The following is a 25,561-nucleotide window of genomic DNA, read 5'->3' as shown; positions in this document are numbered from 1 at the left end:
AGGAGTGAGATGACAGTCCGTACGCGGTCAGCGATGGCCGTATTCGCCATAAGCGCGCTCGCATTCACCAGCGCGTGCGCCGAGGGCAACCAGGGGGCCCCCGCCGCCCCCAGCGGCTCCTCCGGCGCGGCCGCCCCCTCGGCCGAGCCGTTCAAGCCGCCGACGATCACGGTCGGCACGGCGGACGACTCCAAAGGTCCCGCCGTCGAGCCGGAGGGCGTCGTCAAGGGCGGCACCGTCACGATGATGGACCGTGACGACTTCTCCCACATGGACCCGGCCCAGCTCTACGTCAACACCGAGACCAACTTCTCCCTCCTGATCAACCGCGGCCTGACCGGCTACAAGCGGGTCGCCAAGGGCGACTACAAGCTGGTCGGCGACCTGGCCACCGACGCGGGCACCGCCTCCGACGGCGGCAAGACCTGGACCTTCACCCTCAAGGACGGCGTGAAGTGGCAGGACGGCACGCCGATCACGTCCGAGGACGTCAAGTGGAGCATGGAGCGGACGTTCGCCTCGTTCGTCACCCAGGGCCCCACCTACATCCAGCAGTGGCTGACCGAGGTCGACCACAAGAAGGCCTACCAGGGCCCCTATGACGGCAAGCGCCTCGACAACATCGAGACGCCGGACGACAAGACGATCGTCTACAAGTTCAAGACGCCGCACGCCGACGCCAACTACGCCTTCGCGATGGGCGGCTACGGCATCGTGCCCAAGGCCAAGGACACCAAGGAGAAGTACGACAAGGAGCCCTTCTCCAGCGGCCCGTACATCATCAAGAGCCACGTGGTCGACAAGACCATCGACCTCGAGCGCAACCCCAACTGGGACCCGGCGACCGACCCGATCCGCGGCGCCTACCCCGACAAGTGGCACCTGGAGTTCGGCCAGGAGGCCCTGCAGATCACCGACCGCCTGATGGCGGACGCGGGCGCCGACCAGACCGCCTTCACCTTCTACGCGACCGTTCCCCCGGAGCGGCTGCAGCAGGTGCTCGGCGACCAGTCCCTGGCCGGCCGTCTGCTCAAGAGCCCCTCGCCGTACGGCAACTACTACTACTTCAACCTCGACCGCATGAAGGACATCAAGGTCCGTCAGGCGATCAACCACGCGTGGCCGTCGAAGCAGATCCAGCAGGTCATGGGTGGCCCGCAGGCCGCCGCGCTGCCGACCACGATCCTCAACGAGAACACCACGGTCGGCTACGAGCCCTACGACCTGTTCGGCAAGACCACCAAGCCCGAGGGTGACGTGGAGAAGGCCAAGCAGCTGCTGGCCGAGTCGGGCAACCCGACGCCGACCATCGTCTACGCCTACAACCAGACCCCGGTCCAGGAGCAGGTCACCGTGGTGATCAAGAACGCCCTGGAGAAGGCCGGCATCAAGGTCGTCGCCAAGCCGCTGGACCGCAAGACGTACTACGACTCGATCGGCAAGATCGAGAACGAGTTCGACCTCTACTGGGGCGGCTGGGGTGCCGACTGGCCGTCCGGCTCGACCGTGATGCCCGTCATCTTCGGCCCGGTGGCCGACGGAGCGCCGAACTACTCGCACCTGAAGGACGAGGCGCTGACCAAGGAGATGGAGGAGATCATGGCGATGACCGACATCGACGCCCAGAACAAGGCGTGGATGGCGCTCGACAAGAAGATCCAGGAGACCATCACCCCGCTGGTCGTGGCCGAGAACAGGATCGCCAACACCCTGCACGGCTCCAAGGTGGGCGGCGTGGAGATCGACCCGCAGCAGTGGGTCGTCCCGCCGAACCAGATCTTCGTGAAGCAGTGACGCTCGCGAAGCCGTAGGAGACACCGACGGCCGCGGTCCCGCGGGAGGGGAGACGACCTCCCGCGGGGCCGCGGCCAGGGGCCGCACGGCCCCCCACAGCGGTCCCAGTCATCTCGGGAAACAGGCAATGCTTCCATTCATCACTCGCCGTACGCTCGGCGCCGTGGTCACCCTCGTGATCATCTCCGCGGTGACCTTCTTCCTCTTCTTCGCGGTGCCCGCCGACCCCGCGAGGCTCGCCTGCGGCAAGGTGTGCCCGCCCGACCTGCTGGAGCAGGCGCGGCACAACCTGGGACTGGACCAGCCGCTGTTCGCCCAGTTCGTGGCCTGGCTGGCCGGCATCTTCGTCGGCCGCGAGTACGAGGGACTGGGCAGCTGCCCGGCCCCCTGCCTGGGGTACTCGTTCGTCAACCGCGAGCCGGTGTTCGAGACGATCCTGGACCGGCTCCCGGTCACCGTCTCCCTCACCGTCGGCGCCGCGGCCATCTTCCTGGTCTTCGGCGTCCTGACCGGCATCGTCGCCGCGCTGCGCCAGGGCAAGCCGCTGGACAAGATCGCCAGCGTGTCGTCCCTGATCGGCGCCTCCGTGCAGATCTACTTCATCGGCACGCTCGCGCTGTACTTCCTCGTCTACAAGGGCCAGATCCTCGCCCAGCCCAAGTACCTGCCGTTCACCGAGAACCCGATCGCCTGGGCCGGTGGGCTGTTGCTGCCCTGGCTGGTGCTGGCGATCATCTTCACCGCCAACTACACCCGCATGACGCGCTCGACCATGGTCGAGCAGCTCGGCGAGGACTACGTCCGCACCGCGCGCGCCAAGGGCATGTCCGGCCGGAGCGTGGTGATGAGGTTCGCCCTGCGAGGTACCCTCACCCCCATCATCACCATCTTCGGCGTGGACCTCGGCACGCTGATCGGCGGGGCCATCATCACCGAGACCACCTTCGGCCTGCAGGGGCTCGGGCGCCTCTCGCTCAAGGCGGTGGACACCTCGGACCTGCCCATGCTGATGGGAACGGTGCTCGTGGCGGCCGGGGCGATCGTCTTCTTCAACATCATCGTCGACGTCCTGTACGCCTTCATCGACCCCCGCGTGCGGCTGGGTTAGGAGTTCTGAAGAAGTGTCGAACCCTTTCCTCTCGGTCCGTGACCTGACCGTCGACTTCCACACCGAGGACGGCGTCGTCCACGCGGTGGACGGGCTCTCCTTCGACGTGGAGAAGGGCACCACGCTGGGCATCGTCGGCGAGTCCGGGTCCGGCAAGTCGGTGACCAACCTGACCGTGCTCGGCCTGCACAACCCGGAGACCACCAAGGTCGGCGGGGAGATCCGGCTGGACGGCGAGGAGCTGATCGGCGCCTCCCGGTCCACCATGGAGAGGCTGCGCGGCAACAAGGTCGCGATGATCTTCCAGGACCCGCTGACCTCGCTCTCGCCGTACCACACCATCGGCAAGCAGATCTCCGAGGTCTACCGCAAGCACACCGGCGCGAGCCGCGGCGAGGCCAGGGCCCGCGCGATCGAGATGCTGACGCGGGTCGGCATCCCGCAGCCGAAGACCCGGGTCGACGACTACCCCCACCAGTTCTCCGGCGGCATGCGGCAGCGCGCGATGATCGCGATGGCGCTGGTCTGCGACCCCGACCTGCTGATCGCCGACGAGCCCACCACCGCGCTGGACGTGACCGTGCAGGCCCAGATCCTGGACCTGCTCAAGGAGCTCCAGGACCAGGCGGGCACCTCGATCATCCTGATCACCCACGACCTCGGCGTGGTCGCCAACACCGCGCACGAGGTGCTGGTGATGTACGCCGGGCGGGCGGTGGAGCGCGGCACCGTGCGGGAGGTCCTGCACGAGCCCCGCCACCCCTACACCTGGGGCCTGATGGCCTCCATGCCCCGGCTGACCGGCCCGGTGGACGTGCCGCTGCGGCCGGTCCGCGGCACCCCGCCCAGCCTGCTCAACGTCCCGCCGGGCTGTCCCTTCCATCCCCGGTGCGACTACAAGGAACTGGCCGGTCCCGAGCTGTGCCGTTCCGAGCGGCCCGAGCTGTCCCCGCACCGCGGCCACGGCGACGCGTGCTACCTGACCCTCGCCCAGAAGCGGGAGATCGTGAAATGACCGAGACGACCGGCGAACCCCGCGGCGAGGCGCTGCTGGAGCTGTCCGGGCTGAAGAAGCACTTCCCGGTGATGGGCGGTGTCGTCTTCAAACGGCAGGTCGGCAAGGTCCACGCGGTGGACGGCATCGACCTGACCGTGCACGGCGGGGAGACGCTCGGCCTGGTCGGCGAGTCCGGTTGCGGCAAGTCCACGGCCGGACGGCTGGCCGCCCGCCTGCTGGAGCCCACCGAGGGCAGCATCCGCTACGCCGGGCGGGAGATCGGGCACGCCGGGCGCAAGGAGCTGAAGCCGATCCGCTCCGAGATCCAGATGATCTTTCAGGACCCGTACTCGTCGCTCAACCCGCGGCACACCGTGGGCACCATCGTCGGCGGCCCGATGGAGATCAACGGCATCGACCCGCCGGGCGGCAGGACCAAGCGCGTCCAGGAGCTCCTGGAGATCGTCGGGCTCAACCCCGAGCACTACAACCGCTTCCCGCACGAGTTCTCCGGCGGCCAGCGCCAGCGCATCGGGGTGGCCCGCGCGCTCGCCCTGAACCCCCGGCTGATCATCGCGGACGAGCCGGTCTCGGCCCTGGACGTCTCCATCCAGGCCCAGGTCGTCAACCTGCTCCAGCAGCTCCAGCGGGACATGGGGATCGCGTTCCTGTTCATCGCGCACGACCTGGCGATCGTGCGGCACTTCTCGCAGCGGGTCGCGGTCATGTACCTCGGCAAGATCGTGGAGATCGCCGACCGCGCCTCCCTGTACGAGCGCCCCCGCCACCCGTACACGCACGCGCTGCTGTCGGCGGTGCCCGAGGTGCTGGAGGACGAGGTACCGCGCGAGCGCATCCGGCTGGCCGGGGACGTGCCCTCCCCGATCAACCCGCCGACCGGCTGCCACTTCCGCACCCGCTGCTGGAAGGCCCAGGAGAAGTGCGCGGTCGAGGAGCCCCCGCTGGTCAGGCTGGAGGGCAACGCGGCGGGTCACCTGACCGCCTGCCACTTCCCCGAGCAGCCGACCGTGCACGGCGAGGACGTGGTGCTGGACCCGGCCCTGCAGCCGTGAGGGGATAGCCCTCCCGCCGATGCGCCCTGCCCGGTCCGCCCGGGGCGGCGCGGCCTTGCCGAAAGGTCGCCTTCCGGGAGGAAGGCGGCCTTTCGCTTCACCGGAGGCCTCCCGGGCGCCACCGGAGGTCTCTTGGATGCCACCGGGGGCCTTCCGGTGTCACCCGGGGGTCTTCCGGTCACTGGGGACGGCCGGGGTCAGGCGGGGAAGGCCGGGGTCAGCGGCTCTTCGCCAGGGCGCGCAGGGCGTCGACCGCGCGGGCCGGGTCCTCGGCGCCGTAGACGGCGTTGCCCGCCACGAACACGTCGGCACCCGCCTCGGCGCAGCGCTCGATCGTCGTCTCGGAGACGCCGCCGTCCACCTGGAGCCAGACCTGCCCGCCGTGCCGGTCGAGCAGCTCGCGGGTCCGGCGGATCTTGGGCAGGACCACGTCGAGGAACTTCTGCCCGCCGAAACCGGGGTCGACGGTCATCAGCAGCAGCATGTCGAGCTCGCCGAGCAGGTCCTCGTACGGCTCGACCGGGGTGGCCGGGTTGAGCGCCAGACCGGCCCGGGCGCCGGCGCCGCGGATCTGGCGCAGCGTGCGCACCGGGGCCTTGGCGGCCTCGGCGTGGACGGTGACGCTCCCGGCCCCGGCCTCGGCGTAGGAGGGGGCCCAGCGGTCCGGGTCCTCGATCATGAGGTGGCAGTCGAGCGGCGTCGAGGTCGCCTTGAGCAGGGACTCGACGACCGGCAGCCCGAGGGTCAGGTTGGGCACGAAGTGGTTGTCCATGACGTCCACGTGCAGCCAGTCGGCGTTGGGGACCGCCGCGGCCGCCTCGGCGAGGCGGGCGAAGTCGGCGGACAGGATGCTGGGCGAGATCTGTACGGCCATGATGGGCCGATTCTATGGGTCCCCGCTTCCGTGGGTCTCCCGCCTCCCCACTCCCGCTCCGCCCGGGACCCGGCCGGACGCCACCCGGCTCCGGCCCTGCCGTGGCGGGTCCGGCCCGGCCCGGATCCGGCGCGAGGTCCGGCCCGGCTCCGGCCGGTCCCGGCGGGGCCGGGTCGCGGGCGCGATGGGGCCGGGTCGCGGGCGCGGCGGGGCCGCTCAGTGACCGCCGCCCGCCAGGTTGAGGCCGACGACGCCGCAGAGGATGAGGAGGATGGAGGCGATCTTGAGGGGGGAGGCGTTCTCGCCCAGGAGGACCATGCCCAGCGCGGCGGTGCCGACGGCCCCGATGCCCGTCCAGACGGCGTAGGCCGTCCCCACGTCGAGGCTTTTCAGGGCGAGCGCGAGAAGGCCGAAGCTGGCGACGGCCGAGACGACGAAGCCCGCGGCCGGCAGCGGTACGGAGAACCCGTCGCTGAGCTTGAGCGAGTAGGCCATGACGACCTCGAACAGACCCGCGACGACGACCAGGATCCAGGCCATGACAGACCCCTTCCGTGAAGGAGCGTCGTCTTCGCTGGCCGGGTACGGCGCGTCTCGTCCGGACGGGCCCCGGTCGGGTCCCGTACCGGCGACAACGGCCGTGGCCCTCCCGGGATTCCCCCGGCCGCACCCGGGACCACGGCAGGCGACGATCACGCCGACCGGCCGGACCGCTCCTGCTCCGGGCCCCGGCGCAGGAGCCGCGACCGCTCGGAGACCGCTCAGGGACGGCTCGGCAACCGCTCAGGGACGGCTCGGGGCGGCTCGGGGCGGCTCAGTGACGGCGCAGCAGGGCGAGGAACATCGCGTCGGTGCCGTGCCGGTGCGGCCAGAGCCGCGCGTACGGCCCCTCGCCCAGCCCCTCGGTGACCTCGGGAAGGTACGCGCGGGCGTCCAGCGCCTCCACGTCGTCGCGGCGGCGCAGCACGTCGCCGACCACGGCGACGGTCTCGGCCAGGTGCGGCGAGCATGTCACGTACGCCACGACGCCACCGGGACGGACGGCCTCCAGCGCGGAGGTCAGCAGGCCGCGCTGGAGCGCGGTCAGCTCGGGCAGGCTTCGCGGATCGCGGCGCCAGCGGGCCTCGGGGCGCCGGCGCAGCGCGCCCAGGCCGGTGCAGGGGGCGTCCAGCATGACCCGGTCGAAGACGCCGGGCCGCCAGGCGGGCCGGGTCCCGTCCGCGGTGACGACCGCGGCCCGCCGGGTCGTCTGGCGTACCAGCCGCGCCCGGTGGTACTGCAGCTCGTTGGCGAGCAGGTGCGCCCCGCCGCCGAAGGCCACCGGCCCGTCGCCGCCCGTGCCGTCTCCCGCCCCCGGGGCGGGGGAGGGCGCCGGGGCGGGGGAGGTCGCCGGCAGGCCCGCCACGTCGCCGTCGGACGCGAGGGCGTCGAGCAGGCCCGCCTTGCCGCCGGGCCCCGCGCACAGGTCGAGCCAGCGGGAGTCGGCACCGCGCACCGGGACCCGGGTCAGGGCCAGCGCGACGAGCTGGCTGGCCTCGTCCTGCACGGCGGCGCGCGACTCGGCCACCGCGAGGATCGACCCGGGATCGCCCTCGGACAGGTAGGCGGCGTAGCGGGAGTAGCGGGCGGGCTCGGCACCCGCGGCGAGCAGCTCCTCGGTCGAGGAACGGCCCGGGCGGGAGACCAGGGTCACCCGGGGACGCTCGTTGTCCGCGGCGAGCAGGGCGGCCGTCTCGTCGAAGTCGCCGCCCACGGCGTCGCGCAGCGCGTCCACGATCCACCGGGGATGGCTGTGGGCGACCGCCAGGTGGCCGACCGGGTCGTCGGCGGGATCGGGCGCCACGATCGGGATCCACTGCTCCAGGGAGCGGGTGGAGACCTTGCGCAGCACGGCGTTGGCGTACTTGGAGGCGCCGATGCCGACCCGCAGCCGGACCAGGTCGACGGTGGTGCCGACGGCGGCGTGCGGGGGCACCCGGGTGCGCAGGAGCTGGTGCACCCCCAGGCGGACGGCGTCGAGCAGCGGCGGGTCCACCTGCTCCGGCGCCCGGTCGCTGCAGGCCGCGATGATCTCGTCGTAGGTGCCCAGGCCGCGCAGGGTGCCGTAGGCCAGCTCGGTGGCCAGGCCCGCGTCACGCCCGGACAGGCGGCGCTCGCGCAGCAGCGCGGGCATCAGCAGGTTCGCGTACGCGTCCCGCTCGTCGACGGCGCGCATCAGGTCGTAGGCGGTGTTGCGCGCCTCGTCGCGGACCGGCCTGGGCGGTCTGCCGCCCCGGCCGCCACCCCTGCCGCGGCCCTGTCCCTGCCCTTGTCCCTGGCCTTGCCCCTGTCCCTGGCCGGGGCGCCGGGCCTGACGCCGATCGCCACCCTGGCCGTGACCGCGCGGTGCGTCACGGCCGTCGCCACCACTGCTCATGATCCTCAGGCCAGCCGATCCTCGTCGGTGAGCCGCACGCCGCGGGCCCACTCCCCCGCCCCCATCGGGCGCTTGCCCTGCGGCTGCACCTCGCCCAGCTCGACCGGGTAGGTCGCGGTGCCGACCAGCACGGAGTTCTTGGACGCCGCGATCCGGCCCGGCTCCAGGCCGGGGGCGTCGGGAACCGGCCGTACCGGGCCGAGCTTGATCCGCAGGTCGCGGAACTCCGTCCACGCGCCCGGCGCGGGGGTGCAGGCCCGGACGAGACGGTCGACCCGCATGGCGGGCGCCGACCAGTCCACCCTGGCGTCCTCCACGTTGATCTTCGGGGCGAGGCTCACCCCCTCGGCGGGCTGCGGTACGGCCTCCAGCTTGCCGTCCTCGATCCCGTCGAGGGTGGCCGTCAGCAGTCCCGCGCCGGACCCGGCGAGCCTGGCCAGCAGCTCGCCCGCGGTGTCGGCGGGACGGATCTCCTCGGTGAGGACGCCGTAGACCGGGCCCGCGTCCAGCTCCTTGACGATCCGGAAGGTGGTCGCGCCGGTGATGGCGTCGCCGTGCAGCACGGCGTGCTGCACCGGTGCCGCGCCGCGCCAGGCGGGCAGCAGCGAGAAGTGCAGGTTGACCCAGCCGTGCGCGGGGACGTCCAGGGCGGACTGGGGCAGCAGCGCGCCGTAGGCGACCACCGGGCAGCAGTCGGGGGCGAGCTCGCGGAGCCGGTCCAGGAAGGCGGGGTCGCCCGCCTTGGGCGGCTTGAGCACCTCGATGCCCGCCTGCCCGGCGAGCTCGGCGACGGGGCTCGGCTGCACCCTGCGGCCCCGGCCCGACTGGGCGTCCGGACGGGTGACGACGGCGACGACGTCGTGCCGTGGCGAGTCGATCAGGGCCCGCAGCGCGGGCAGAGCGGTGTCCGGGGTTCCGGCGAAGACCAAACGCAAGGTTCCTACAGAGCCTTCCCTTGGGTGGGGTGCGGGGAGAACTTGAACGCGGGGGCCGACAGGCCGCTCCAGGGGGCCTCGCGGATCGCCTTCATGGCGAGCTTGCGCTGTGCCGCGTCCATCCGGTCGATGAACAGCACGCCGTCCAGGTGGTCGGTCTCGTGCTGGAAGCAACGGGCCATCAGGTCGGTGCCCTCCAGGGTCACCGGCTCACCGTGCATGTCGAAGCCGGTCGCCACGGCCCGGATCGCGCGGGGGGTGGGAAAGGACAGCCCGGGGAAGGACAGGCAGCCCTCCTCGCCCTCCTCGTCGCACTCGTCCGACAGGTTCAGGTCGGGGTTGATCAGGTGTCCGAGCTGGTCGTCCACGTAGTAGGTGAAGACCCGCAGGCCGACCCCGATCTGCGGTGCCGCGAGCCCGGCCCCGGGGGCGTCCATCATCGTGTCGGTGAGGTCCTTGACGAGCTTGCGCAGTTCCTTGTCGAAGTCCTTGACCGGCTCGGCCGGAGTGCGCAGCACCGGGTCGCCGAAGAGGCGGATCGGCTGGATGGCCAACAGGGGTCTCCTCACGCTTCAGGGGATCACCCCAGTCTAAGGGCGACGGCCGCCCTGCCCGGGCCACCTGGCCGGGTCAGCGGGAGCGGGCCTTCATGGCGGCCTTGCGGGCGGACTTGGCCACCGCGGCGTCGGTGTGCCGGGAGCCCAGCAGGTCCAGGACGGCGATCGTGTCGGGGTGGTCCACCAGGGCCATCTCCTCGACCACGCGCAGCAGGTCCTCGCCGGGTTCGAGCGCGTCGAACTCGCAGATCGCCTCGGAGGCGTCGCCGTTCTCCAGCAGCGAGGCGAGCGAGTCGACGGCGAGCCAGGTGTTGTCGGCGGGCGTGAGCGCGGGCGCGGGCAGGTCCCGGATGTGCAGCCAGGAGGCGGCGTAGCGCCACATGGCGGGCTCCGACAGCGCCTCCCGCAGCGGGGCCTCGGCCTCGGGGCCGAGCTCCTCCAGGATGGTGCCGACCGCTCCGCGCCGCCCGGCCGTGCCCGAGGCGGCGACCTTGACGAGCTCGCGGGCGGCGGCCTCGGGGTGGCGCGACTCCAGCCAGACGGTGACCGCGCTGGGGGCGGCGGCCCCCTTCATGATCGCCTCGACCAGCTCGGCCGCGCCGAGGTCGGCGAAGACCGCGGCCTCGGCGCCCGTCGGCGCGTCGTGGCCCTCCCGCATCAGGTCCTGACGCACGGCCCACATGCCGAGCGGGGTCAGCCGGGGCCACCCGGCCCGGGACGTCTCGACCAGGCCGCAGTAGGCCAGCAGCTCCAGCGCCGACTCCAGCTGGGCCGGGAGCGCGGCGGCCAGCCCGCGCATCTGGGCCGGCCGGGCCCCGCAGGCCACCTGGTGGGACTGCAGGATGCCCTTGACCAGGGTCGAGGCCGACAGGCCCTCGCGCACCGCGTACAGCGTGGCGAGCATCTCGGCCAGGTGGTCGTCGATCAGCTCGGAGCCGGTCAGGTCGTCGTCGGCACGGTCCAGGACGTCCATGACCACGCCGTCCCAGAACTCCAGCAGCGTCCCGGGCGGCAGGTCCGGCGAGAGCGTCAGCGGGCCGGGCACGACCCGGCCGCGGGAGATGCGGAGCATGCCGGTGTTGACCGCGACGACCCAGAGCAGGTGCAGCCGCGCCGGGCCCGGCAGACCGAGCTCCTCGCACGGCGCGAACGGGTCGGGCAGCAGGCCCTCGGGGGTCACCACGCGGGCGCCGGTCCACGCGGCCACCCGCCGGGCGTCGACCACCAGCGGCACCCGGAGCACGGCCTCGGCCAGCTCTGCGTCCGGGGCCAGGTCGACCGGCGGGAAGCTCAGCGCGTCGCCGCGCGCGGCGCAGTCGCAGCGTGGAGCGGTGACGGACTCCTCCAGGACGGCCGCCCGCAGCTCGCGGGGCGCCGCTCCCAGCTCGTCGACCAGCCTGCGGAGCTCGCCGATGTCGAAGACGTTCCCACTGTTCCCGCTCTTTGCCACCCGTGAAACTTACTGCACTCGCGCCTCACGCATACACGGCTCAGCCGATGGCGCGGGAACGTGCCTTGAACGCCGCCTTGCGGGCCGCCTTGGCCGCGTCGCGGTCCCTCAGCGAGCGTCCGAGCAGCTCAAGGACGTCGACGACGTCGGGGTGGTCGACCCGCCACATCTCCTCGATCACCTGCGAGGCGGGGCCCGAGGCCGACATGTTCTCGGCGAACGCCTCGGGGTCCTCCTCGGCCGCGGGCATCGCCAGGGCCAGCATGTCCACGCTCATCCACAGCGCCTCCTGCTGGGTCAGGTCGGGCGCGGACAGGCCGCGCGCGGTCAGCCAGTGGATGGCGTGCGGGCGCAGCTCGGAGTCCTCCAGGAAGGCGCGTACGGCCTCCTCGGCCTCGGGGCCGAGACGGTCGACGATCGTCACCGCGACGCCCCGGGCGGCCGCGGGCGCGCCGGAGACCGAGCCCAGCAGCTCGGTGGCGGCCCGCGCCGGGGTCCTGCCTCCCAGCCAGCCCTCGATGTCGGCCTCGGCCGCCTCGGCGGGCATCCCGGAGAGCAGTCCCTCGATGAGCTCGGGCGCGTCGGCGGCGCTCAGGTCGGCCGCCTCGGGCGCCTCGATGCCCAGGTCGGTGTAGAGCTCGCGCAGCCCCCACAGGGCCAGCGGGGTGAGCCGCAGCGTCTCGGTGCCGGGCTCGGCGATCCCGCAGTAGGCCAGCCGCCGTACGGCCTCGGGGACGTCGATCCCGCCCTCGCCCTCCTCGGCCAGGCCGATCTCCTCCAGGTAGTCGCCGACCAGCGGGACCGGCACGGGCGCCTGGAGGCGGTAGAGCATGTCGCACAGGCCGTAGAGCTCCTCGTCGAGCGAGACGTGGCCGGTGATCGCGCCACCGGTGTCGGTGTCCACGACGAACTCCACGGTCGCGGCCCAGACCTCGAGCGGGTCAAGGTCCTCGCCCTCGAAGACCGTGGTGCCCTCGACCTCGACCAGGCCGGTGTGCACCGCCAGGTCCCACAGCAGGCCCGGGTCGGCCACGGCGAGCTGGGCTGCGGCCTCGGCGGCGTCGCGGACCCGCAGACGTCCCTTGACGGTCGGGGTGCGGCCCCCGGCGAGCATCCACTGCACCAGCCTGCGCGCGTCGGTCAGCAGCGGCACCCGCGGCACGCTCGCGGCGAGCGTCTCGTGGGGCGCCAGCCGTACCGGGGGCAGCGGCGAGCAGCCGGGGCACTCGCAGTGCTCGACGGCGGGCTCCTCCTGCACCGCCGAGACCGACAGGACCGCGTCCTGTTCCAGGGAGTCGGCGCCCATCGCGCTGAACAGGCTCTTGGCCATGCCGAACCGGGAGGTGTCGGCGAGGGCGATGGGCATCTCGGGCTCGATCCGGTCGAGCACGGTGCGCATCCGGACGGCCATCTTGCCGCCGATCTCCTCGGTCGCGAGCAGGAAGTCGACCAGGGTACGGGCGGCGGCGACCGTCTCGGCGGCGCTCTCCGGAGGGGCGATGACCTTGCGCGGGTAGATGTTGAGCAGCAGTTCCTCGAAGGCGACGGGCGTGAAGTCACCCAGCTCGTTCACGTCCAGATAGTCGCTGGCGTAGTCGCAGAGCAGCCGCACCTCGTCCACGTCAACGTCGAGGCCGTGCGCACGCCCCCACGCGCGCAGGTCGTCTACGGCCCGATTCACCCATTCGATCGACACAGGGGAAAATTAACGGCTTACTGCCAGCACCGCGAATCGGGGAAACGCCTCAAATCACATCCAGGGGGTCAATGCATACCTTGACCACCTCCGGAGCCTTGCGCGCGGAGCGCACCCCGACGGCCCCTTTCAGGGCCGCGGCGAGCGCCGGTCCGAGGTCCGGCGCGATCCGCACCATGGCGCGTTCCCGCACGTGATCGCCTCTGGAGGAGGGCACGGGGACGGGGCCGAGCACCTGGGCCTCGGGGGGCAGGGTGATCTCCCCGAGCATTTCCCTGACCGCCCCGGGGGATCCGGTGAGCGTCGCCATTTTCATCGCGGGGGGGAAACCGAGTTCTGTCCTGTCGGCCAGTTCCCGTTCGGCGTGGGTGACCGGGTCCCAGCGCAGCAGCGCCTGCACCGAGGGCAGCGAGGAGTCGGCGAGCACGACCAGCTCGGCCGAGGGCCGCAGCAGCGCCGCCGCGTTCATCCACCGCCGCAGCGTCTCCTCGGCGGCCCGCAGGTCGGGCCGGCCCAGCAGTGCCCAGCCGTCCAGCAGCACCGCCGCGGCGTACCCGCCCCGGGGCACCGGCTCGGCCCCGGGCGTGGCCACCACCAGGGCCCGGCCCGGTCCGACCGTGGCGAGAACCCCGTCCCTGCCCGAGGTCTTCACCGGCACCGAGGGGAAGGCCCGGCCCAGTTCCTCGGCGGTACGGCGGGCACCGACCACCTGGGCCCGCACCCGGCCCCCGCCGCAGGAGGGGCAGCGCCAGTCGGCCGCGATCCGGCCGCACCAGCGGCAGTAGGGCGAGACGTGGCCGGCGCGCAGCGCGAACGGCCCGCCGCAGTGCCCGCAGCGCGCGGGCGCCCGGCAGCTCTGGCAGGCCAGCGCGGGCAGGTACCCCCGCCGGGGGACCTGCACCAGCACCGGCCCGGTCTCCAGCCCGGCGCGCAGGGTCCGCCAGGCCAGGCTGGGCAGCCGGGCGGCCCGGGCGGCCTCGTCCCTGGCCAGCTCCGCGTCCTCCCCGGCCGGCCGGACCTTGGGCGCCCTGGCCCGGACCGTGGCGCGGGCCGCGACGACGGGCCCGGCCCAGCCGGCCGCGATCAGCCGGGTGGCCTCCGCCGTACGGGCGTGACCCCCGATGAGCAGGCCGGCGCGCGCCTGGTGCGCGCGCAGCGCCAGGACCTCCCTGGCGTGCGGGTACGGGGCGAGCCGCTCGGAGTGCAGGTCGTCGCCGTCGTCCCAGATGATCGCCAGCCCCAGGTCGGCGACCGGGGCGAACGCCGCCCCCCTGGTGCCCACGACGACGCGCACCCGGCCCCTGAGCGCCCGCAGCCACCGGCGGTAGCGCTCGGCGGGCCCGAGGTCGGCCGTCAGCGCCACGTGCGCGCCGGGCCCCAGGACCGCGCTCAGCGCGGCGTCGGCCAGGGTGACGTCCTTCCCGTCGGGAAGGACCACCAGGGCCCCCCTGCCCCCTCGCAGGACTTCCCGTACGGCCACCGCGACCGCCTCCGGCCACTGCGGGCCGTGTTCGGTGGTCCCGGGCAGGGCGGTCCACACCGCCCGGGGCGAGTCCCCCCGGGCCAGCGCGGCCAGGAACGCCTCCCCCTCGCGGTAGTCGGCCCACGGCCCGGAGTCCGGACCGGACTCCGGTGTGATTTTCGGCCCGGGATGCGTCCCGGGCGTGTCGTGATCTTCGGCCTCCACCCTGGCGTGCCGGGGCGGGACGGCCAGGCGCAGCACGTCGGCCATGGTCCCGGCGTAGCGGTCGGCCACCGCGCGGGCCAGCGCGGCGATCTCCGGGGTGAGCACCGGCTCGGCCGAGACGACCCTCTCCAGGCGGGCCAGTTTGCCCTGGTGGTCGGTGGTCTCCGCGCGTTCCAGCAGGAAGCCGTCGACCAGCTTGCCGGCGAACCGGACCCGGACCCGGCAGCCCGGCACCGCGGTGGCGTCCAGCGGCGCCGGGACGAGGTAGTCGAACGGCCGGTCGAGGTGCGGCAGCGGCGTGTCCACGAGGACCCGCGCGACCGGCGAGGCGGCGGCCAGCTCCGGCACACCCCGGGTCGCACGGGCCGCGTCGAGCTCCAGCAGGCCCGCGCCGCCCACCGGGACGGCGACCGCCGGGGTCACCGGGATCGCGAGGGTCGTGGGAGTCATCGGGGCCGCCGGGGTCGCCCGGGTCGCCGGGTCCTTCGGGGTCGCCGGGGTCGGCGGGATCCCTGCAGCCACGGTCCCGCGGCCCGGCACTCCCCCGGTCCCCCGGTTCCGCGCACCGCCCCGCGCCGCCCCGCGTGCCCCGGTCGCCGGGCGCTCGCGTACGGCGTCGAGCGGCAGCAACGCGCCGTCGTCCGCTGTCGGGCCGGCGTAGGTCACCGAGCGCCTGCCGGTCCTTCGGGGTGGGGCACCTGCGGGTCCTTCGGGTGGAGAGGGGAACGCGGGACGATCCCGAATCCTAGTCTCCGGCCGCTCCGGTCAGGTCACGTCGCACGCCCCGCCCTCCCACCCGGGAACGGGGACGATTGACAAAGAAGATCGCCTCCAACACCATTCAGCTATTCATATAGTGAAAGGGTGTTTTGCGTGATCGAATTCCACCTGGACCGCGGGTCGGGGGTGTCGACGTACCTCCAGCTCGTCCACCAGGTCAAACAGGCCCTCCGCCTGGGCACGCTGCGGCCCGGCGACCGGCTGCCCACCGCGCGGGAGGTCGTCGAGGCGCTGACGATCAACCCCAACACCGTGCTCAAGGCCTACCGCGAGCTGGAGCGCGAGGGGCTGGTGACGGGCAGGCCGGGGCTGGGCACCTTCGTCCAGCGCTCGATCGGTGGCGCCCGGCTGGCCGACCACGCCGTCCTGCACCGGGACCTGGAGGAATGGGTGGGGCGCGCGCACGCGGCCGGTCTCGACCGTGACGACATGGAGGCGCTGTTCGCCACGGCGCTGGCCGGCCGCCTCCGGGAGGGCATAGCGTGACCGACGCACTGCGGACGACCGGCCTGGGGGTCCGCTACCGCCGTACCTGGGCGCTGCGCGACTGCTCGCTGGCCGTCCCGCCGGGCCGGGTCGCGGCCCTGCTGGGCCCCAACGGGGCGGGCAAGACCACGCTGCTGCACGCGGTCGTCGGGCTGCTGGCCCCGGACGCCGGGACGATCTCCGTCGCGGGCCAGGTGGCCTTCATGGCCCAGGACAAACCGCTGTACGACGCCTTCACGGTCGCCGAGACGCTCGCCTTCGGACGCAGGCTCAACCCCACCTGGGACGACGCCCACGCCGTCGCCCGCCTGGAGGGGCTGGGCGTCCCGCTGGACCGCAGGGTCTCCGGGCTCTCGGGCGGGCAGCGGGCCCAGGTCGCGCTCACCGTCGCGCTGGCCCGGCGTCCGAGCCTGCTGGTCCTGGACGAGCCGCTGGCCAACCTCGATCCGCTGGCCCGGCACGACGTCATGCGCGCCCTGATGACCGCGGTCGCCGAGCAGCCGCTGACGGTCCTGCTCTCCTCCCACGTCGTCGCCGACCTGCGCGACACCTGTGACTGGCTCATCGTGATCAACGGCGGCCGGGTGCAGGTCAGCGGCGACATCGACGACCTGCTCGCCGGCCACCTGGTGCTGACCGGACCGGCCGGGGCCGGCACCCCACCGGCCGGGAGCCGGGTGGTCGAGGCGAGCCGCACCGGCACGCGGACCCGGCTGCTGGTGCGGGGCACGTCCGTGACCGACCCGCGCTGGAGCGCCCGTCCCCCTGACCTGGAGGAGCTGGTGATGGCCTACCTGCGCAGCCCCGACGCGGCCGCGCTCCCCGCTCCCGCGGAGGTGAGGGCGTGATCTGGACGACCTGGCGCCAGCACCGGGCGCAGATCCTCGTCACCGGCGGGCTGCTCGCCGCGCTCGGCCTGCTCCTGCTGGGCTCGGCGGTGGAGGCCAGGCTCCACATCTCCGGGCACGCGCCACCCGGCTGCCCCGGGACGGCCGCCGCGTGCTGGGACCTGGCCAGAGCCCTCGGCGACCGTTACGACACCGTCTACTCGATCTTCGGCTGGCTGCCGATCGTCGCCCCCGCGCTGATCGGCGCGTTCTGGGGCGCGCCGCTGCTGGGCCGCGAGTACGAGCGCGGCACGTACCGGCTGGCCTGGACCCAGTCGGTCTCCGTGCGCCGCTGGCTGACCGTCAAGCTCGCCGTGCTCGGCACCCTGGTGGTCGCCGCCGGGCTGCTGACGTCGTTGATGATCAGCCTGTGGCGGCCGGTCTTCCGGCAGGACGTCTTCGGCAACGTCGGCGTCTTCAACATGGTGGGCGTCGCCCCTGCGGCGTGGTGGCTGTACGCCTTCACCGCGGGCACGGCGGCCGGGGCGTTGCTGCGGCGCACGCTGCCCGCGATGGCACTGGTGGTGGCCGTGGTCTCCGTGACGACGTTCACCCTGTTCGGCCTGAGCGAGCACTACGCCGAACCGGTGCGGACCGTGCTGTCGGGCACCACCGTCCCGCCGGACCCGGACTCGCGGCTGGTGAGCGGCGCCTGGGTCGACCCCTCCGGGAGGGAGTTAGCCGCTCCCCCGGCCGGGGTCTGTCTCCGCCCGCCGGACGCCGGGCGCAGCAGCCGGAACCAGGAGGCCCACGAACGGTGCCTGTTCGGCAAGGGCTACCGCTACGCGCTCTACCACCACCCGCCGTCGCGGTTCTGGCGCTTCCAGTGGACCGAGGCCGCCCTGCTGACCGCCGGGTCGCTGGTCCTGGTCGGCGTGACCGTCCACCGCACGCTCCGGCGCAAGGGGTGAGCCTCCCCGGCACGCCGCGGCTCGGGTGAGCCTCGCCCGCACGCTCCGGCTCGGGTGAGCCTCGCCCGCGCGCTCCGGCTCGAAGGCCCGCGTCCCCGTACGCTCCGGCGCGGGGAGGGCGAGGCTTCTCCGCACGTCCCGGAGCAGGGGCGGACGACCTCGTACCCGTTAGTAAATGAACGTTCTTTTACAAACTGCTCCCAAGGCGGTAGCCTCCTCCCGACGCGGTTCGTGAATGCTCATTCACGAACGGACGAGGACCCGACCGGAGGAGGGCCATGGCACGGCCTCGCACCACCAGCGACGAGGCGATCCTGCGGGCCGCGGGGCGGGCGATCGGCGGTCACGGCCCTGCGGGCCTGACCCTGGCCGCCGTCGCCGCCGAGGCGGGGCTGTCCCCGGCCGCGCTCGTGCAGCGGTTCGGATCCAAGCGCGGCCTGCTGCTTGCCTTCGCCGAGTGGTCCGCCTCCGGCACGGGCGAGGTCTTCCGGCGGGCACGGCAGCGGCACGACGCTCCCCTGGCGGCCCTGTACGAGGCCCTGAACGAGCTGGCCTCGACCATGCGGACGCCCGAGGAGGCGGCCAACGGCCTGGCCTTTCTGCAGCTGGACCTGACCGATCCCGAGTTCCGCGAGCACGCCGTCGCCCAGGCCCGCCGGATGCGGGAGGAGATCACCGGCCTGCTCGCCGAGGCCGTGGCCGTCGGCGGGCTGACCGAGGACGCCGATCCCGTACGGCTGGCCCGCGCGGTCCAGGTCGCCTACAACGGCACGCTCATCCTGTGGGCCCTGACCGGTGAGGGCGACCTCGTCCGCGTCCTGCACTCCGACATCGACCACCTGCTGCGGGTCCACCGGCCCGGCGACAGCGACGACCCACCGAGGAGACCCACGACATGACATCCCTGCCACCGTTCACCGTGTCGGTGTTCATCGGTACCAGCCTGGACGGGTTCATCGCCCGCCCCGACGGCGACATCGGCTGGCTCACCGGCCGGGGGGAACAGGCCGGTGACATGGGCTACCGGGAGTTCATCGCCGGGATCGACACCGTCGTGACGGGCCGCGCCACCTACGAGACCGTCCTCGCCTTCGGTGCCGAGCACTGGCCCTACGACGGCATGCACGTGGCGGTGCTGAGCACCCGCCTGGAGGAGGGCGCCGACCCCCGCGTCACCGTCCACCGCGACCTCGACGGACTGGTACGGGCCCTGGCCGAACGCGGCACCAAGAGCGTCTACGCCGACGGCGGCCAGGTCGTCCGGTCGTTCCTGCGCGCCGGGCTGGTGAACGAACTGACCATCACCACGGCCCCGGTGCTGATCGGGAGCGGTCTGCCCCTCTTCGGCCCCCTGGAGGCGGACATCTCCCTCGCCCACCGCTCCACCACGGTCCACGACGCCGGTTTCGTCCAGACCACCTATGCCGTGGAGAACGGGAAGTAGGAGCCCGGTTCCTCCGATATTCGAATTCGCTTACGAGTAGTCGCGTTTGACTAGCCGCACCTAGTCGTGTTTGAGTACTCGCATGAGCAGCACACGACTTTTCATCCTGGGGGCCCTGGCCCGTCGCGGGCCCATGCACGGCTACCAGATCCGGCAGAGCGCTCAACAGGACCGGACCGAGCTGTGGACCGACATCAAGGTCGGGTCCCTCTACGGAGCGCTGCACCGGCTGGAGGCCGAAGGCGTGATCGAGACCGTCCGCACCGAGCAGCAGGGCAACCTCCCGGCGCGGACGGTCTACGCCATCACCGAGGACGGCGCGCTGGAGCTGGAGTCACTGCGGGAGGCGGCCCTGCAGGACACCCGGTTGCGGCCCGATCCGGTGGACCTCGCCCTGCAGCTCAGCTCCGACATGGGCGAGAAACGGCTGCGGGCCGTCATCGAGGACCGCCTCCGCAGGCTCACCGCCGAACTGCAGAGCTGGGAACGCCTGCGGGAGGCGGCGGCCCCGCACCTCAGGGGTCTCGAACCCCTCGGCTTCGACCACACCCTGGTCCGCCTGCGGGCGGAGATCTCCTGGCACGACTCGCTCCTGGAGGAACTGCCCGCCCTCCTCGGCACCGACAGGACGCCCAAGACGTCCGGGACGTCCGGGACGTCCGGGACCTCCAGGGCGTCCGGGGCGCCCCCCGGCGGCGACCCCGGACCGCCTCACGGCGATCCCCGGCCGTCCACCGGCGACAGGGACGGGGCCTGAGATGCCCGCCGGAGCACTCGACGTCCTCGTCGTCGGAGGCGGGATAGGGGGCCTGGCACTGGCCCAGGCACTGCTCCCCTCCGGGGTGAACGTCCAGGTCTACGAGCGCGAACGCGAGGCCGCCGACTGGGTGCAGGGATACCGCATCCACCTGAACCAGGCCGGTGCCCGCGCGCTGCGCCGCTGCCTGCCGCGTCCGCTGTGGGAGGTGTTCCTCGCCACCTCCGGTCACCCGGGACCCGGCTTCGGCTTCCACACCCACCTGCTGCGCAGGCTCCTGTTCGTGGAGGAGAGCGTGATGACCGGCGGCGCCCCCTCCGGCGGCCAGTACGCGGTCAGCCGCACCGTCCTGCGCAGGATCCTGCTGGCCGGTCTGGAGGACGTCGTCCACCACGGCAGGACGTTCCAGCGCTACGAGGTGCGGCCGGACGGCAAGGTCGTCGCCTTCTTCTCCGACGGCACCCACGCCGTCGGCGACGTCCTGGTCGGCGCGGACGGCACGGCCTCCCGGGTGCGCGGGCAGTACCTGCCCCGGGCCCGCCGCGTCGACACCGGGGCCCTGGCGATCGGCGCCCGTACGCCGCTGGACGACCACACCCGAGCGTGGATGCCCGGGCACCTCGCCGACGGGCTCAACCTCGTCCTGCCACCGGCCGGATCGGCCATGTTCACCGCCACCTTCAACGCCGCACGGAAGGCGGGGGACCCTCCGGCCGTGCACCCCGGCGGCACCGTCCCACCGGCAGACCGGACCGGCCCGGCAGACCCGGCAGACCCCGAAGGCCTGGAAGGCCCGGCGGGCGACACCCTTTCGCCGATCGGGCCCGGAGTTCCGCCAGGTGCCGCGGGTGCGGATCCCGCCGGGCGGGATGCCGGGCCCGCCACCCAGGAGCCGGGTCTCGGCGGCCTCGGGCTCGACCCGGGCTCCCTGACCGCGGGCCTCCGGGACTACGTGCTGTGGGCCTTCGTCGCCCGGCGCGGCGCCTACCCCGCCGGAGCAGCCGACCTCGACGGCCACGGGCTGAGGGACCTGGCCGGGGCGATGACCTCCGGCTGGCACCCCGTCCTGCGCCGCCTGGTCGCCGAGGCCGACCCCGCGACCATCCGGCTCATGCCGTTCAGGACCTCCGTCCCGGTGGAGGCCTGGCCCGCGACCAGGGTGACGCTGCTCGGGGACGCCATCCACGCCATGACGCCCGCGATGGGCTTCGGCGCCAACGTGGCGCTGCGCGACGCCGCCCTGCTGGCCGACAGGCTGGTGGCGTTCCACCGGGGCGAGGGCACCCTGACGGAGGCCGTCGGCGGTTACGAGGAACGGATGCGCGAGTACGGCTTCCGCGCCGTCCGCACCTCGGCGAGGCTGGCGAGCTTCATGATCTCCGACAGGTCGCTGGTCCGGCGCGGCGCCAAGGCGTGGTTCCGCCTGTGCGACGCCCTGCCACCGGTCAGGCGGATGACCTTCGGCGGCCAGTGGACCGACACCACGCCGCAGCGGGCCCCGGCCGCGGATCGCGGGGGCACGACGGCACGCCCCTGAGGGCGGCCCCCGCCCTCGTTCACCCCCGCCGGGAGTACGCGCCGGTCAGGACCCGATGGTGACGGCGACCTCGACGGTGACGTCGTCCTCGTCGAGACCGGCCCCACCGGCCTGCCCACCGGCGTCGGTGCCGGGGCCGGGGCCGGGGTCGGTACCGGGGCCGACGACGCGCTGGCGGATCTCCGTGTCGCGCAGGTCGACGCCCAGGCCGGCGACGGCCTCGAACAGCCCCACGACGGCCGGGTGCACCACCCCCTCCGGCACGGTCGCGTTCCCGGCCGGACGCCACGAGGCCACCAGCTCGGTGCGCGCGGGCAGCTCCCCGGTGACGACGCCCTCCCCGCCCCAGCCCTCCGGCACCGGCTCCCGCGTGGGCCAGCAGCACAGCAGGCGCGCCGTCTCGGGCCCGGGACCCTCCTGGATCGTCGTCCAGAACGGCCCCGCCGGGCCCAGGCCGTCGCGGTGCAACGCCGTGAACAGCTCGCCGAACAGCTCGTTCGCGAGCTCGTTGCCGGCGTCGGTGTCGTCGGCGACACCGACCAGCAGGACCCGCGCGACGTACGGCTGCGCCGCGGCCCGCCTCCTCGTCACGTCCACCGGGGCGGCATAGGCGGCGACGGCCAGCCCGGCCGCGGTGTGCGCGGCGTCCTCCGCCACCCGTCGCGACAGGACCTCCTCGCGATGACGCGCGAGCGTGCCCGCGACGTCGCCGTCGCGCAGCGCGTCCGCGATCCGGGGAAGGGGGACGCCCGCGTCGCGGAGGACCCGGACGGTCGCCCCGGCACGGACCTGCGACTCGGAGTAGCGCCGGTAGCGTGACCCGTCGTCGACCTCGGCCGGGACGAGGACGCCCTTGTCGTCGTAGTGGTGCAGCGCCTTCACGCTCAAACCGGTCAGGTTCGCGAACTCACCGATGCTCAACATGGATCCAGCATCGGACCTCCTCCAGCGGGAGGGTCAAACCCCGCCCCCGAGAACCCCGCGGGACCCGCGGCCCGGCGGAACCCGGGGCCCGGTCGGACCCAGGGCCCGCCGGGGTCCGGACGTGCGACGGCCCCCGTGGGAGGTTCACGGGGGCCGTCGTGAGATACGGCGCGGGTCAGAGACCGGCGGCGGCGCGCAGGGAGTCGGCGCGGTCGGTGGCCTCCCAGGAGAAGCCCTCCCGGCCGAAGTGACCGTAGGCGGAGGTGCCCGAGTAGATCGGGCGGAGCAGGTCGAGGTCACGGATGATCGCGGCCGGGCGCAGGTCGAAGACCTTCAGCACGGCTTCCTGGATCTTGTCGATCTCGATCTTCTCGGTGCCGAAGGTCTCGACGAACACGCCGACCGGGTGGGCCTTGCCGATGGCGTACGCGACCTGGACCTCGGCGCGGTCGGCCAGGCCGGCGGCCACGATGTTCTTGGCGACCCAGCGCATGGCGTAGGCGGCCGAGCGGTCGACCTTGGACGGGTCCTTGCCGGAGAAGGCGCCGCCGCCGTGACGGGACATGCCGCCGTAGGTGTCGACGATGATCTTGCGGCCGGTCAGGCCGGCGTCGCCCATGGGGCCGCCGATCTCGAAGCGGCCGGTCGGGTTGACCAGCAGGCGGTAGCCCTCGGTGTCGAGCTCCAGGCCGGCCAGGACCGGGTCGACCACGTGCTCCTTGATGTCGGGGGCGAGCATCTCCTTGAGGTCGATCTCGGCCGCGTGCTGGGTGGAGACGACCACGGTGTCCAGCCGGACCGGCCGGTCGCCGTCGTACTCCACGGTGACCTGGGTCTTGCCGTCGGGACGCAGGTAGGGGACCGTGCCGTCCTTGCGGACCTGCGACAGGCGCTCGGCCAGGCGGTGCGCGAGCTGGATCGGCAGCGGCATCAGCTCGGGGGTCTCGCGGCAGGCGTAGCCGAACATCAGGCCCTGGTCGCCCGCACCCTGGCGGTCGAGCTCGTCGTCGGCCTCGCCCTCGCGGTTCTCGTAGGCGTCGTCGACGCCCTGGGCGATGTCGGGCGACTGCGCGCCGATGGAGACCGACACGCCGCAGGAGGCGCCGTCGAAGCCCTTGTGCGAGGCGTCGTAGCCGATCTCGAGGATCTTCTCCCGGATGAGACCCGGGATGTCGACGTAGGTCTCCGTCGTCACCTCTCCGGCGACGTGAACCTGACCGGTGGTGATCATCGTCTCGACGGCGACCCGGCTCCTGGGATCGCCCTTGAGCATGGCGTCGAGGATCGCGTCGCTGATCTGGTCGGCGATCTTGTCGGGGTGGCCCTCTGTGACCGACTCGGAGGTGAAAAGACGACGGGACAAGTCAGTGGCTCCTCATGCAGCGGCTGCTGGCGTCTGGGGGCTCTGGCGTCGGCACGACACCAGTAGCGCTTCGCGAAGTCTAACCGCACCCGTGTCGACGTCGCGAAGCCGTCCCGGATCGTGTCGCCGGAAATTTCGCCCGCCCGGAAAATCCGGGATGTCATAGATCGGGCAACGGGTCGGGGGGCAGCGTCTCGGGGGCGAAGATCTCGGCGTCGGCGGCGGAGATCACCGCGGCGTACTCCTCGTCGATCTCGAACACCATCCCGCCGAGCTCGATGGCCGTGCCCGCGGAGAACTCCGGCGGCCCCAGCCGGGTACGCCGCGCGTGGGTGGCGTAGACCGAGGTCGGCGCGTCGCGGTCGAAGAACTTGGTGGACAGCACGCAGATGGCGCGATCGGTGATCACGATGAGGAAGGTCGCCATGCCCGGCGGGCCCGCGGAGAGCGCCGGCAGGACGTAGTGGATCTCCTCCCCCGGGGGGAGCAGAGCGCGGCATCGGGCTCTGACCGCGGCGGCGACCGGCATGATCGAGACCCCTCCGACTGCGACGTTGCAGGTCATCTCGGAGGAAGTATCCGTCGGCGGGTGCGCCGGGGCAAGAGGGCACGGGAGGCGGATCGGCGGGAGGTCGTGCGGGCGGGACCCGTCAGCCCAGGCGGGCGGCGACGAGGTCCCAGACCGTGTCGGCCAGGGCCTCCTTGGGACCGCGCGGGATGTCGGTCCGCCCGCCGTCGGCGGACAGGACCACGGCCGCGTTGTCGGGGGTGCCGAAGGCGAGGTTCTCGCCGACCTGGTTGACGACGAGCAGGTCGCAGCCCTTGCGGGCCAGCTTGGCGCGCCCGTTGGCGAGGACGTCGTCGGTCTCGGCCGCGAAGCCCGCGATCACCGCCGGGGACGGCTTGAGACCCTCGCGGCGCCGCTCCCCCAGCTCCGCCAGGATGTCCGGATTTTTCACCAGATGGATGGCGTCGGGGTCGGCCGCGGTCTTCTTGATCTTCGATCCGCTCCGGGCCGCGGGCCGGAAGTCGGCGACGGCGGCGGCCATGACCACGACGTCGGCGCCCTCCACCGCCTCCAGCACGGCGGCGCGCAGCTCCAGGGCCGACTCGACCCGGATCACCTCGGCCCCGGCCGGGTCGGGCAGGGCGACGTTGGCGGCCACCAGGGTGACCTCGGCGCCGCGGGCGAGGGCCGTACGGGCCAGGGCGTATCCCTGCAGCCCCGAGGAGCGGTTGCCGATGAAACGGACCGGGTCGATCGCCTCGCGGGTCCCCCCGGCGGAGATCACCACGCGGCGGCCGGCCAGGTCGGCGGGGCGCCCGCCCAGGACGCGCCGGCAGACCTCGAAGATCTCCTTCGGGTCGGGCAGCCGGCCCCGGCCGCTGTCGGCGCCGGTCAGACGGCCCACCGCGGGGTCCAGGACGATCGAGCCGCGCTCGCGGAGCGTGGCCACGTTGGCCCGGGTGGCGGGGTGCTCCCACATCTCGGTGTGCATCGCCGGGGCGAACACCACCGGGCAGCGCGCGGTGAGCAGGGTGTTGGTCAGCAGGTCGCCCGCCAGCCCGTGGGCGGCCTTGGCGAGCACGTCGGCGGTGGCCGGAGCGACGACCACCAGGTCGGCGCCCTGCCCGATGCGGACGTGCGGCACCTCGTGCACGGACTCCCACACGTCGACGGTGACCGGGTTGCCGGACAGCGCGGCCCAGGTGGGCTCGCCGACGAAGCGGAGCGCCTCCCTCGTCGGGACCACCCGCACGTCGTGGCCGGACTCGGTGAACAGGCGCAGCAGCTCGCAGGCCTTGTAGGCGGCGATGCCCGCACTCACGCCGAGGACGACCCTCGGCACCGCGGGCAGGCCGTCCTGGTCGGGGGTCGGCATCG

The 25,561-nt window shown here is 73.2% G+C and carries 23 protein-coding genes and 1 riboswitch; of the genes, 11 read left to right on the top strand and 12 right to left on the bottom strand.

Going from position 1 to position 25,561, the window contains the following annotated elements; translation table 11 throughout:
• Positions 1–33 precede the first annotated feature (33 nt).
• From ABD832_RS18680 to ABD832_RS18665, 4 genes are all read left to right on the top strand, one after another.
• On the top strand, positions 34–1,794 hold the full coding sequence (locus ABD832_RS18680) for an ABC transporter substrate-binding protein (RefSeq protein ID WP_344896698.1): 1,761 nt from the start codon (positions 34–36) through the stop codon (positions 1,792–1,794).
• A 127-nt stretch (positions 1,795–1,921) separates the two neighbouring features.
• On the top strand, positions 1,922–2,902 hold the full coding sequence (locus tag ABD832_RS18675; protein WP_344896695.1) for an ABC transporter permease: 981 nt from the start codon (positions 1,922–1,924) through the stop codon (positions 2,900–2,902).
• A 13-nt stretch (positions 2,903–2,915) separates the two neighbouring features.
• Complete coding sequence (locus ABD832_RS18670; protein ID WP_344896692.1) at positions 2,916–3,917, top strand: ABC transporter ATP-binding protein; 1,002 nt, start codon at positions 2,916–2,918, stop codon at positions 3,915–3,917.
• Positions 3,914–4,972: an ABC transporter ATP-binding protein gene (locus tag ABD832_RS18665; protein WP_344896689.1), complete on the top strand. Its 1,059-nt coding sequence runs from the start codon at positions 3,914–3,916 to the stop codon at positions 4,970–4,972. Before ABD832_RS18670 ends, ABD832_RS18665 begins: the two co-directional genes overlap by 4 nt.
• Before the next feature lie 217 nt (positions 4,973–5,189).
• Here ABD832_RS18665 and rpe read toward each other — a convergent pair whose 3' ends face one another.
• The 8 genes from rpe to ABD832_RS18625 all read right to left on the bottom strand — a co-directional run bounded on the left by rpe (position 5,190) and on the right by ABD832_RS18625 (position 15,253).
• Positions 5,190–5,846 carry a ribulose-phosphate 3-epimerase gene (gene rpe / locus ABD832_RS18660; RefSeq protein ID WP_344896686.1) on the bottom strand — a complete coding sequence of 219 codons (657 nt, stop codon included), beginning with the start codon at positions 5,844–5,846 and terminating at the stop codon, positions 5,190–5,192.
• A gap of 216 nt (positions 5,847–6,062) precedes the next feature.
• Complete coding sequence (locus ABD832_RS18655) at positions 6,063–6,386, bottom strand: DMT family transporter (protein ID WP_344896683.1); 324 nt, start codon at positions 6,384–6,386, stop codon at positions 6,063–6,065.
• Positions 6,387–6,405: 19 nt separating this feature from the next.
• Positions 6,406–6,471, bottom strand: a riboswitch (guanidine-III (ykkC-III) riboswitch).
• A gap of 189 nt (positions 6,472–6,660) precedes the next feature.
• Positions 6,661–8,262, bottom strand: coding sequence for an RsmB/NOP family class I SAM-dependent RNA methyltransferase (locus tag ABD832_RS18650; RefSeq protein ID WP_344896680.1), 1,602 nt, complete (start codon positions 8,260–8,262; stop codon positions 6,661–6,663).
• Positions 8,263–8,267: 5 nt separating this feature from the next.
• Positions 8,268–9,197 (bottom strand): methionyl-tRNA formyltransferase, encoded by a 930-nt coding sequence (fmt, locus tag ABD832_RS18645; protein WP_344896677.1) that lies wholly within the window; start codon positions 9,195–9,197, stop codon positions 8,268–8,270.
• Positions 9,198–9,202: 5 nt separating this feature from the next.
• The gene (gene def, locus ABD832_RS18640; RefSeq protein ID WP_344896674.1) at positions 9,203–9,751 is read right to left on the bottom strand and encodes a peptide deformylase; all 549 of its coding nucleotides are present in this window, start codon (positions 9,749–9,751) and stop codon (positions 9,203–9,205) included.
• Between the two features lie 76 nt (positions 9,752–9,827).
• Positions 9,828–11,204: a hypothetical protein gene (locus ABD832_RS18635; protein WP_344896671.1), complete on the bottom strand. Its 1,377-nt coding sequence runs from the start codon at positions 11,202–11,204 to the stop codon at positions 9,828–9,830.
• Between the two features lie 40 nt (positions 11,205–11,244).
• A complete protein-coding gene (locus ABD832_RS18630) occupies positions 11,245–12,885 on the bottom strand; it encodes a hypothetical protein (protein ID WP_344896668.1) in 1,641 nt (546 codons plus the stop codon).
• 64 nt (positions 12,886–12,949) lie between these two features.
• Entirely contained in the window at positions 12,950–15,253 is a 2,304-nt protein-coding gene (locus tag ABD832_RS18625; RefSeq protein WP_344896665.1) for a primosomal protein N', read from the bottom strand.
• A gap of 207 nt (positions 15,254–15,460) precedes the next feature.
• Here ABD832_RS18625 and ABD832_RS18620 point away from each other — a divergent pair, with 207 nt between their 5' ends.
• From ABD832_RS18620 to ABD832_RS18590, 7 genes are all read left to right on the top strand, one after another.
• Entirely contained in the window at positions 15,461–15,853 is a 393-nt protein-coding gene (locus ABD832_RS18620) for a GntR family transcriptional regulator (protein WP_344896662.1), read from the top strand.
• Entirely contained in the window at positions 15,850–16,701 is an 852-nt protein-coding gene (locus ABD832_RS18615; protein ID WP_344896659.1) for an ABC transporter ATP-binding protein, read from the top strand. The genes ABD832_RS18620 and ABD832_RS18615 overlap by 4 nt, the downstream gene beginning before the upstream one ends.
• Positions 16,698–17,651, top strand: coding sequence for a hypothetical protein (locus ABD832_RS18610; protein WP_344896656.1), 954 nt, complete (start codon positions 16,698–16,700; stop codon positions 17,649–17,651). The genes ABD832_RS18615 and ABD832_RS18610 overlap by 4 nt, the downstream gene beginning before the upstream one ends.
• A gap of 278 nt (positions 17,652–17,929) precedes the next feature.
• A complete protein-coding gene (locus ABD832_RS18605) occupies positions 17,930–18,550 on the top strand; it encodes a TetR/AcrR family transcriptional regulator (protein WP_344896653.1) in 621 nt (206 codons plus the stop codon).
• Positions 18,547–19,095, top strand: coding sequence for a dihydrofolate reductase family protein (locus ABD832_RS18600; RefSeq protein ID WP_344896650.1), 549 nt, complete (start codon positions 18,547–18,549; stop codon positions 19,093–19,095). Before ABD832_RS18605 ends, ABD832_RS18600 begins: the two co-directional genes overlap by 4 nt.
• Positions 19,096–19,177: 82 nt before the next feature.
• Entirely contained in the window at positions 19,178–19,852 is a 675-nt protein-coding gene (locus ABD832_RS18595) for a PadR family transcriptional regulator (protein ID WP_344896647.1), read from the top strand.
• 1 nt (position 19,853) lies between these two features.
• A complete protein-coding gene (locus tag ABD832_RS18590) occupies positions 19,854–21,389 on the top strand; it encodes an FAD-dependent oxidoreductase (protein ID WP_344896644.1) in 1,536 nt (511 codons plus the stop codon).
• Positions 21,390–21,434: 45 nt separating this feature from the next.
• Here the strand turns inward: ABD832_RS18590 and ABD832_RS18585 are convergent, their stop codons facing one another.
• The 4 genes from ABD832_RS18585 to coaBC form a co-directional block, all read right to left on the bottom strand.
• Positions 21,435–22,313 (bottom strand): MerR family transcriptional regulator, encoded by an 879-nt coding sequence (locus ABD832_RS18585; protein WP_344896641.1) that lies wholly within the window; start codon positions 22,311–22,313, stop codon positions 21,435–21,437.
• A 175-nt stretch (positions 22,314–22,488) separates the two neighbouring features.
• Entirely contained in the window at positions 22,489–23,676 is a 1,188-nt protein-coding gene (gene metK / locus ABD832_RS18580) for a methionine adenosyltransferase (protein ID WP_344896638.1), read from the bottom strand.
• Positions 23,677–23,836: 160 nt separating this feature from the next.
• Positions 23,837–24,241 carry a hypothetical protein gene (locus tag ABD832_RS18575; RefSeq protein WP_344896635.1) on the bottom strand — a complete coding sequence of 135 codons (405 nt, stop codon included), beginning with the start codon at positions 24,239–24,241 and terminating at the stop codon, positions 23,837–23,839.
• A gap of 85 nt (positions 24,242–24,326) precedes the next feature.
• A complete protein-coding gene (gene coaBC / locus ABD832_RS18570; RefSeq protein ID WP_344896632.1) occupies positions 24,327–25,559 on the bottom strand; it encodes a bifunctional phosphopantothenoylcysteine decarboxylase/phosphopantothenate--cysteine ligase CoaBC in 1,233 nt (410 codons plus the stop codon).
• Positions 25,560–25,561 lie beyond the last annotated feature (2 nt).

This window comes from Streptosporangium longisporum, assembly GCF_039534895.1.
In the GTDB taxonomy this organism is placed as follows: domain Bacteria; phylum Actinomycetota; class Actinomycetes; order Streptosporangiales; family Streptosporangiaceae; genus Streptosporangium; species Streptosporangium longisporum.
Note: the sequence above shows the minus strand (reverse complement) of the source record. Positions and strands in the feature narration are given on the sequence as shown.